This window comes from uncultured Brachyspira sp., assembly GCF_944393015.1.
Lineage (GTDB): Bacteria > Spirochaetota > Brachyspiria > Brachyspirales > Brachyspiraceae > Brachyspira.
Window position 1 is genome coordinate 1 of the sequence record NZ_CALXYQ010000074.1, and the last position, 9,372, is coordinate 9,372.

Here is a 9,372-nt window from a genome sequence, read left to right on the forward strand (position 1 = left end):
ATTTCTAGCAATTTAAATTATAAGGGATACCTACTTTTTTTAAACTAAAAGTGTGCAATATCTGTGGCTCTTAAACAATTTTTATGCTTGACAAAATTACTTTAATATAGTATTATAATGTACTCATAGTATTGTATAAAATAAAAATATATATAAATTGGAGATAAGCAATAATGTATGCAATCGTAGAAGTAAAAGGTAAGCAATACAAGGTGGAAAAAGGTCAGGATATTTTAGTAGAATATCTAGGCGATGATGCTAAAGAAGCTCCTGAAATTAAAACTCTTCTTCTTAAAAAAGATGATGAAAGTGTTTTAGTAGGTACACCTTATGTTGATGGCGTTAAAGTAAGTTCTAAAATAGTAGAAATGATGAAAGGTGATAAAGTAGTTATCGGTAAACATAAAAGAAGAAAAGACTATAGAAGAAAAACAGGACATAGACATAAATACCATAAAATAACTATTGAAGATATAGCTGTTTAATGTCTTCCTTTGTTAATGTAGTATATGATATAGAATCGATTATACAAAGCATAACAGTTGAAGGACATGCCGGCATTAAAAAATCTGGTGAAGGTTATGAAGTTTGTATAGCTTTGAGTGCATTGACACAGGCTATGTATAAGGCTTTATTATCTATAGTAGGAAATAGATTTTTAAAGTACAAAATAAATGATGGATTTTTGAGTTTAGAACTTGTTAATTTTGATAAACTTGAAAATGATAAAAAAACAGAATATAAAATAGTTAGTAATGGATATTTGATAGGTATAAAATCTTTAATTAAAGAGTATCCTGATTTTATAAAATATAAAGAGGAGTATAAAAATGGCACATAAGAAAGGTGGCGGAAGTTCTAAAAACGGACGCGATAGTCAATCTAAACGTTTAGGTGTTAAAGTTTACGGCGGTCAGAAAGTTATATCTGGCAATATTATAGTTAGACAACGCGGTACTCAATTCCATGCAGGAAGAAATGTTGATATAGGTCGCGATCATACTATATTTGCTACTGCTTCTGGTTATGTGAAGTTCCATACTAATAAATTCGGAAAGAAAACTATCTCTGTTGTAACTGAATAATAAATTGAACTTTTGAAAATATTATATCTCAGCTAATAATGTGTAATTAGCTGAGATATTTTTGTTTTTGATTTTCTATTTAATAAATACTTCTTCAATATTATAATTTATAAAAATAAAATCTATACAAAAATCTTTAATAAGAATTTATATAACAAACATTTTTTATAATATCAGTTTTTTATATATTTTTTGGCATTCTCTAAAATTTCAGCTATATCATCATAACCTTTTGATTTTGCTATATCTAAAGCAGTTCTATTTCTAGCATCTTTAAAGTTAATGTCAGCACCTTTAGAAATTAAAAGCTTTATAATTTCTGCATTATTTTTTTGTACTGCATACATTAAAGGCGTTTGATATTCATAATCGGTTGAATTTACATCGGCACCATTTTCTAATAAGAATTCTACAGATTCCAAATTATTAAAAATTAAAGCATGCATCAAAGCATTAATTCCATAAGCATCTTTAGTATTAATATCAATATAATCCATTAATTCTTTTATTCTTTCAATATCTCCTTTTTCAGCAGCTTTAAAAAATCTATCTTTAGCTAATACTCTATCTAAAGAATTATGTACTTCTTTGTCTTTTTTTAGAATTTTATATCTTTCTATATTATTGGCATACTTAATATAGTTAGCAGCTGAAAATATAAAACTAAATGATAATATAGATAAAAACACTATAATAAATACCTTATAATTCTCTTTTAAAATCAATACTATAGAATTTATTATTAGTAATATAGCAATTGCATTAATTATATAAAATAAATTTTCTCTATTATAAAACATCATCATTGAAAAAGAAGAAATAATAATATTGACAGATGCAACAATTAAAATAATAGCAAATATATTTATTATAGTTTTTAATCTCTTACTCATAATTGATTTATTATAAACTAAAAATCAATTAAATAAATAAGCCAAATAATGATCTTTATTTACACACTCTTTTATATTCTTATTATCAATAAATATTTTTTCGCATTCTTTTTCTTTCATTATTATAATAAAAGAATCTGTTATACCAAAAATCAAATTATCTATGTTAGAATAAAAATCACTAGGAGCATTGCATTCTTTTAGTAATTTTTCAGCATCATTTACTAAATCTTTTAAATATGGAGTAACTAATTTTTGATTATTTAAATCATAAATAAGAAAAACATTATTTATTATAATTTCTTTACCTTCTATTTTTATAAGTCTTTTGTACATACAAATAGTTTTTTCATCAAAGTATAATATATTAAAAGCATATAAATCTTTGATATCAATAAAATATTTTTGTAATTCATAAACAGAAAATTTTTTCAAAAATGAATTAATTTCATCTGAAAGTTCATTCTCTTTTTTATACTGAAAATCTTTTGAAAAACTAGATTCACCGTTAATATCAGAATTTATTTTTTCTTTATTATCTATAAATGCATAATAAAAATTAAATAAATAATTAAGAATTATATTTAATTTTCTATAGTTTTTTAAATATCCAAATTTGTATATATTAAATTTTTTTATATTTATTCTAGGTTCATTTATTAATTCAAAAACACCTTCTATTCTTTTGGAATTAATTTCAATAACGTATTCAGCTTTTGAAATATTATTATTTTTTAAATTGATTTCTGCAATATTTTTTATATTAGAGATTCTAAATTCTTCTTTGCTATCATAATTAAAAACTTCTATTTTACTGCTGTTTCCTCTAATTTCATAAATACCAAACAAATCTGCATTATTTATAAAAATTTTACCCATATATAAATAATGTATGCCATCATTAATATTTTCAAATTTATTGCAGTAAATATATATATTATTAATCTTATCTTTAAGTACGGTAAAAGTTATATCCTTTATTTCAAAATAAGGACGGTATTTATTTTTCATTAATAATTTAAAAATAATAACTAAAATAATAATAGAAATAATCAAAACAAAATATTCATTATAGAAAATACTATATAATAATTCTTTCATAGTTTTTATTTAACTCCAAAAATTATTTTTCATTTATAATTTAATAGTCAATTAATACAAATAGTAAAACTTGAAAACTAAATTTTTTTAGATATAAAAATCAATTAAACAAATAAGCTAAATAATGATCCTTATTTATATACTCTTTTATATTCTTATTATCAATAAATATTTTTCCGTATCCTTTTTCTTTCATTATTATAATAATGAATCTGTTACTCCAAAAATTAAATTATCTATATTAGAATAAAAATCACTAGGGGCATTATATTTTTTTAATAATGCTTCAGTGTCATTTACTAAGTCTTTAAGATAAGGGCTTATTAATTTTTGACTTTCTAACTCAAATGTCATAAACATATTATCTATTTCAGTAAGTTTCAAATCTTCTAACTTTGAAACTCTTTTATATAAAGATACTGTTTTGTCATCATAGTATAATATATTAAAACTTTTAAACTCTTTAAGTTCATTATAATAATCAGCATAATTATCAATATAATTTAATATACTCTCATCCATTAATGATTTCCAATGTCTGTTTTTAGACTCTTTTACATAAGATGCAACTATATCTTTATTTTCATTTATTTTATTTTTCAAAAACTCATCAGAGAACTCTTTAACTCCATTAATAGCTGAATTTATTCTTTCTTTTCCTCTAATAAAATGATAATTGAAATTAAATAAATAATTAGTGAGCATTTTTCTTACTTCATCCATACCAAGATAAGCTGAAAATTTATCATTAGTAAAAGTAGTCTGTTCTACTGGAATATAAAACTCTCTTATTTCCATTTCAGGCTTTCTAATAACTTCAAAAACTCCTTCCACTTTTCCGCCTTTAATATCCATAGTATATTCAATTTCTGATGTTCTTTCATAATCGAATTTACTTTTGAATTTTATCTTTAATAAAATTTCTCTAATTTCTTCTTTTGAACTCCATTTATTAAATTTAATTGATTCTTTCCATGACGTTTCATAAGGAAGATATGATTTAAATTGCTTTTCTTTTAGTCTTTCAAAATAATTCATATCATAATCACGGTAAACATTAATTTGATTATTATTTAATTCATTAGTTTCACGAATCATTAATTTATTTTCGCTGTTTATAAACATTTGCCCTGTAAAAGAAGCAAAATATTCACGTGCGAAATTATCAAATTTTACTTTAATTAAATACTTTATTTTACCGCGATGTTTTCTGTACCATTCATCATAATCATTATCTTTATATTTATAGCAATTAATATATATATTATTTACTCTATCTTTCAGCATGAAAAAACTTTTTTCATATACCAATATTTTATTTTTAGCATACCATTTTTTTGCTCTCTTCTCAAGCATAAAAATTACAGCTAGCAAAATTGCAGGTACTCCCAAAATAACAGGCCAGAAATAGTCACTAATAATAAAAATTCTTAATGGTTCCAATATACCAAATGATATCATAAATAGCTCCTATTGTTGTTAATAAAAATTATTGGCTAATAGTATCTAGCCGTCTTTTGGAATTTGCTAGATGCTTAAAATTTTTATATTTAGCTTTCTAATATTTAAAAATTATAATTTATTATTGTTATGTTGCCCATACGAAGTGTCCTACTCGGTCCGCCGTATATAAGCTAGTGAGTGAACTTACTACTATGTGTGACCTGAATTTCAGCGTATTATACTACATTTAAAATATATTCTCTACATATAGAGTTAAAGTACTTGCGTTTGCCGACAAAGTCCCCTGCGGTGTCGGCAGCAACTTTGGCGAAGCCCACAGAGCGTGTGCGACAAAAAAGTTGAATAAAAAATTAACAAACTTAAAACTTTAAGTGTATATTCGCATTTTATATTTTACACTATACGCTCCGCATTATATAAAAATTACTTATAAAAGCAATTATTGCCTATCAAAAAAACTAAATAAAGAATGACTTCTATTTAAATAATTTTTTAAATCATTAGAAGAAATAAATATTCTACTTGCAATTTTTTCATGTGTATTTTCCAAGTCATAGTCCTCATCGCTAAGAATTAGGTTTGTATATTCAGGCATTACTATAATTCCTGTATCTGTTAAAAGAAATATTAAACTATATATATTGTCATAAAAATAATCAGGAACTATATACTTTGATAATAACTCTTTACTATCAGTAACTAAATCTTTTAAATAGGAATTTATACTTTTTTCTCCGTTCAATTCAAATATAAAAGAATGATTTTTTACTATAGCTTCATCTCTTCTTTCGTCTGCTTCTACAGTTCTTTTATATATACATATTAATTCATCATCATAGTATAATATATCAAAGCATCTAAAGTCTTTAAGTTTCTTATAGTATATAATACCAATTTTATCTGCATAATAGGCTTTGTTTTGGTCATAATGATGGAATTTTTCTATAATAAGTTCTTTATTTTTTAATTCTTTTTCAAGTTCCCTTCCTTTTGCTTCTTTAAAATTTTCATCAAAATTGTAAGCTCCGCTGATAGCTGAATTTATTCTTTCTTTGCCTTTAATAAAAGGATAATTGAAATTAAATAAATAATTAGTGAGCATTTTTCTTACTTCATCCATACCAAGATAAGCTGAAAATTTATCATTAGTAAAAGTAGTCTGTTCTACTGGAATATAAAACTCTCTTATTTCCATTTCAGGCTTTCTAATAACTTCAAAAACTCCTTCCACTTTTCCGCCTTTAATATCCATAGTATATTCAATTTCTGATGTTCTTTCATAATCGAATTCTCTTTTGAATTTTATCTTTAATAAAATTTCTCTATTCTTTTCTTTTGAACTCCAATTAGAAAATTTATGCGGTTCTTTCCAGTATGTTTCATAAGGAATATAGAATTTAAATTGCTTTTCCTTTAGTTTTTCAAAATAACCCAAATCATAATCACGGTAAACATTAATTTCATTATTATTTAATTCATTAGTTTCACGAATCATTAATTTATTTTCGTTATTTATAAACATTTGACCTGTAAAAGAAGCAAAATATTCATGTGCGAAATTATCAAATTTTACTTTAATTAAATACTTTACTTTACCTCGATGTTTTCTGTACCATTCATCATAGTCTTTATCTTTATATTTATAGCAATTAATATATATATTATTTACTCTATCTTTCAGCATGAAAAAACTTTTTTCATATACCAATATTTTATTTTTAGCATACCATTTTTTTGCTCTCTTCTCAAGCATAAAAATTACAGCTAGCAAAATTATAGGTACTCCAAAAATAATAGGCCAGAAATAGTCACTAATAAGAAAAAGTCTTAATGGTTCCAATATTCCAAATGATATCATAAATAACTCCGATTATTGCTATGCTCGCCGCTGCCATATATAAGCTAGTGAGTGAACTTACTGCTATGTGTGACTTCGGCAATGTGTAACCTGAATTTCAGTGTATTTATACTACATTTAATATATATTCTCTACATATAGAGTTAAAGTACTTGCGTTTTTTGCAACTTTTTTGTGCGACAAAAAAGTTGATAATATATCTATAAAAATATAGAAATTTACAAAAATAATTGTTTCAGTATATAAAAATTAATTATCAAAGCAATTATCTCCTATTAAAAAAATTAAATAAATAATGACTTTCATTTAGATAATTTTTTAAATGCTCTGTAGGGATAAATACTCTTTCCGCAATTTCTTCATATTCATATGCAGAGTCATTAATATCTAGATTAGGGTATTCAGGCATTACCATAATTCCTGTATCTGTTAAAAGAAATATTACATTATCTATATTTTTATAAAAATTATCAGTGAGTTCATACTGAAATAATAACTCTTTACTATCAACAACTAAATCTCTCAAATAAGAACTTATACTTCTTTCGCTCTCCAATTCAAATATAAGAGAATGATTCTTTAATATAATTCCTTTAGCTGAATCTACTTCTACAGTTCTTTTGTATACACATATTACTTCATCATCATAGTATAATATATCAAGGCATCTAAAGTTACTAATTTTATTATAATATGCAATACAAGTTTTATCATCAATACAGAATTTATCTTCTAAAAGATCATTTTTATGCTTCAATTTCTCTTCAAGCTCTTTTCCTTTTTCTTGTTTGAATTTTTCATCAAAATTATAAGCTCCGCTGATAGCCATATTTATTTTTTCTTTTCCTTTAATAAAAGGATAATTGAAATTAAATAAATAATTAGTCATCATATTATTCAAGTCAGACCAAACTGTATTATAGGAATCTGTCTGTTCAATCGGAAGATAAAATTGTTTTATTTCTATTTCAGGCTTTATAATTTCAAAAACTCCTTCTATTCTTTTATCTTCGATATCCATAGTATATTCAATTTTAGATGTTCTTTCATAATCTAATTCTTTTCTGAATGTTATAGTTGTCAATTTGTCTCTTACTTCTTCTTTTGACCAAAATTTATCTCTCTTTCGTATAGTTGAATAATTTTGTTTTGAATATATTTCGTTAAAATATTCAACATCATAATTTTGGTAAACCATCATTTTGTTTATATATAATGGACTAGTTTCACGAATCATTAATTTATCTCCATACTGTAGAAGCATTTGCCCTGAAAATGAGTCAAAATATTCATGTGCATACAGATCAAACTCTAATGAAGGAGATACAATTTCCAACTTACGATAGCATGTTCGGTATGAATCATAATGTTCATCATATTCAATTTTATAACAATTAATATATATATTATTTATTTTATCTTTAAGCATAAATAATTTTTTTTCATTTAACCATATTTTATTTTTAGAATACCATTTCTTTGGACCTGGCAGAATTTTGTCAATATTAAAATAAATTGCCAAAGGTGCAACTACAAATAGAAAAAAACATACAATAATAATGATAAGTTCGATATCCATAAATCCTCCTATTTTTGCTAGCAATAAACTTGCTAGATATAAGCTGGCAACTGAAGTTAAGAGCTGCTAGTTTATTTGCTTTAAAAATTATTTTTTGTTGTTATGTTCGCCCACACGAAGTGTGCCTACTCAGTTAGCCATATAATAACCTACTTTGTGGCTTCGGCTCACTTATTTTTATTATACTCGCATTTTATTATTTTTTGTGATACGCGTATAAATCCATTATAAAAAAATAATAAAGTGAATAAAATTTTAAAATACGATTTTTTATACAACTAACTTATTGTATCTAATTATAATTTTATTCACTTAATATATTTTTCAATATCATTTTCCTAATTTACTCAAATTAATTGATTTTACTTGCTGTGTTCCATCATAAACAGATAGTTCAAGTGCTTCATTAGTAAATTTAAATTCTAAGTGAGCATCGTTTGAAGATATAGTTTTATAATGATTATCTGCTGCTTTTGATAATTTACTATTGCCTATATCGCCTTTTATAGCTCTGTCGCTTTCCATTACAATATCCACGCACTTTTTCACAACTTCTATTGTAGATTCATCATTAGGATAGTTAATTTCTATACCATCATAATCTACAATTATAAGAAGCGATTTCATATATGTTTCATCAGGTGACATAAAATATTGACCGTATAGCTCTTCAGGTATATTTGTGTTTTTTTCTGTTTTTTTAAAACATGCAATATTAACAAATAAAAAAGTTGAAATTAATAAAAAGAATGAAAATTTTAAAATTCTACCTTTCATATCATATAACCTCCTATGGTATGGTATTATATAAAAAAATTAGAATTATGTCAATACATACGTAATTTTTAAAATTTACTTGTTTTTTTATTTTTTATTTGTTTCAATTGAAAAATATAGTACTAAATCATACTAAAAATAATATATACCCAAACAACTATACTTTGTCAATTTTCACCTTTTTATAAAATAAAAGATTATCTAATATTAAGAAATATGTTTTACATATAATATAGATTTATTGATTTTGTATAATAATAAGTAATCAGCCGCACGTATAAAGGACATTCATTAAGAATAAGCGATACCGTGCGGGTTGCCACTACGGCTAGTAGTTGACAAACTTAAAAATTCTTAGTATATATAAAAATTAATCAAATAAATAAGACAAATAATGATCTTTGTTAATATTATATTTTATATCATCTAAAGGAATAAATATTTTTTTATGCCCCTTATCTTTCATTAATATAATACCGGCTTCTGTTATAAGAAAAATTAAATTGTCTGTATCATTATAAAAGTTTTTAGGAACATTATATCTTTTTAATATCTCATCAGCATTATTAACAAAATCTTTCAAATAAGGACTTATTAATTTTTCATTATCTAAAT

Annotated in this window: 8 protein-coding genes and 2 pseudogenes; 3 read left to right on the plus strand and 7 right to left on the minus strand. The window is 23.9% G+C overall.

The window, feature by feature from the left end; all coding sequences use genetic code 11:
- Positions 1–173 precede the first annotated feature (173 nt).
- The 3 genes from rplU to rpmA are packed head-to-tail and all read left to right on the plus strand — an operon-like array spanning position 174 to position 1,085.
- Positions 174–485, plus strand: coding sequence for a 50S ribosomal protein L21 (rplU, locus tag Q0K19_RS14355; protein WP_008722750.1), 312 nt, complete (start codon positions 174–176; stop codon positions 483–485).
- Complete coding sequence (locus Q0K19_RS14360) at positions 485–841, plus strand: ribosomal-processing cysteine protease Prp (RefSeq protein ID WP_297249155.1); 357 nt, start codon at positions 485–487, stop codon at positions 839–841. The genes rplU and Q0K19_RS14360 overlap by 1 nt, the downstream gene beginning before the upstream one ends.
- Positions 831–1,085 (plus strand): 50S ribosomal protein L27, encoded by a 255-nt coding sequence (gene rpmA / locus Q0K19_RS14365; RefSeq protein WP_012670728.1) that lies wholly within the window; start codon positions 831–833, stop codon positions 1,083–1,085. Before Q0K19_RS14360 ends, rpmA begins: the two co-directional genes overlap by 11 nt.
- Positions 1,086–1,258: 173 nt before the next feature.
- Here rpmA and Q0K19_RS14370 read toward each other — a convergent pair whose 3' ends face one another.
- From Q0K19_RS14370 to Q0K19_RS14400, 7 genes and pseudogenes are all read right to left on the minus strand, one after another.
- Positions 1,259–1,978 carry an ankyrin repeat domain-containing protein gene (locus Q0K19_RS14370; RefSeq protein ID WP_297249159.1) on the minus strand — a complete coding sequence of 240 codons (720 nt, stop codon included), beginning with the start codon at positions 1,976–1,978 and terminating at the stop codon, positions 1,259–1,261.
- 24 nt (positions 1,979–2,002) lie between these two features.
- Positions 2,003–3,079, minus strand: coding sequence for a hypothetical protein (locus Q0K19_RS14375; protein ID WP_297249161.1), 1,077 nt, complete (start codon positions 3,077–3,079; stop codon positions 2,003–2,005).
- 100 nt (positions 3,080–3,179) lie between these two features.
- Positions 3,180–4,540, minus strand: a pseudogene (locus Q0K19_RS14380) (hypothetical protein).
- Positions 4,541–4,982: 442 nt separating this feature from the next.
- Positions 4,983–6,401, minus strand: a complete 1,419-nt coding sequence (locus Q0K19_RS14385; RefSeq protein WP_297249163.1) for a hypothetical protein — start codon at positions 6,399–6,401, stop codon at positions 4,983–4,985.
- 265 nt (positions 6,402–6,666) lie between these two features.
- Complete coding sequence (locus Q0K19_RS14390) at positions 6,667–7,980, minus strand: hypothetical protein (protein ID WP_297249165.1); 1,314 nt, start codon at positions 7,978–7,980, stop codon at positions 6,667–6,669.
- A 330-nt stretch (positions 7,981–8,310) separates the two neighbouring features.
- Positions 8,311–8,757 (minus strand): hypothetical protein, encoded by a 447-nt coding sequence (locus tag Q0K19_RS14395; RefSeq protein ID WP_297249167.1) that lies wholly within the window; start codon positions 8,755–8,757, stop codon positions 8,311–8,313.
- Between the two features lie 370 nt (positions 8,758–9,127).
- Positions 9,128–9,372 (minus strand): annotated as a pseudogene (locus tag Q0K19_RS14400) (ankyrin repeat domain-containing protein); the annotation flags it as partial.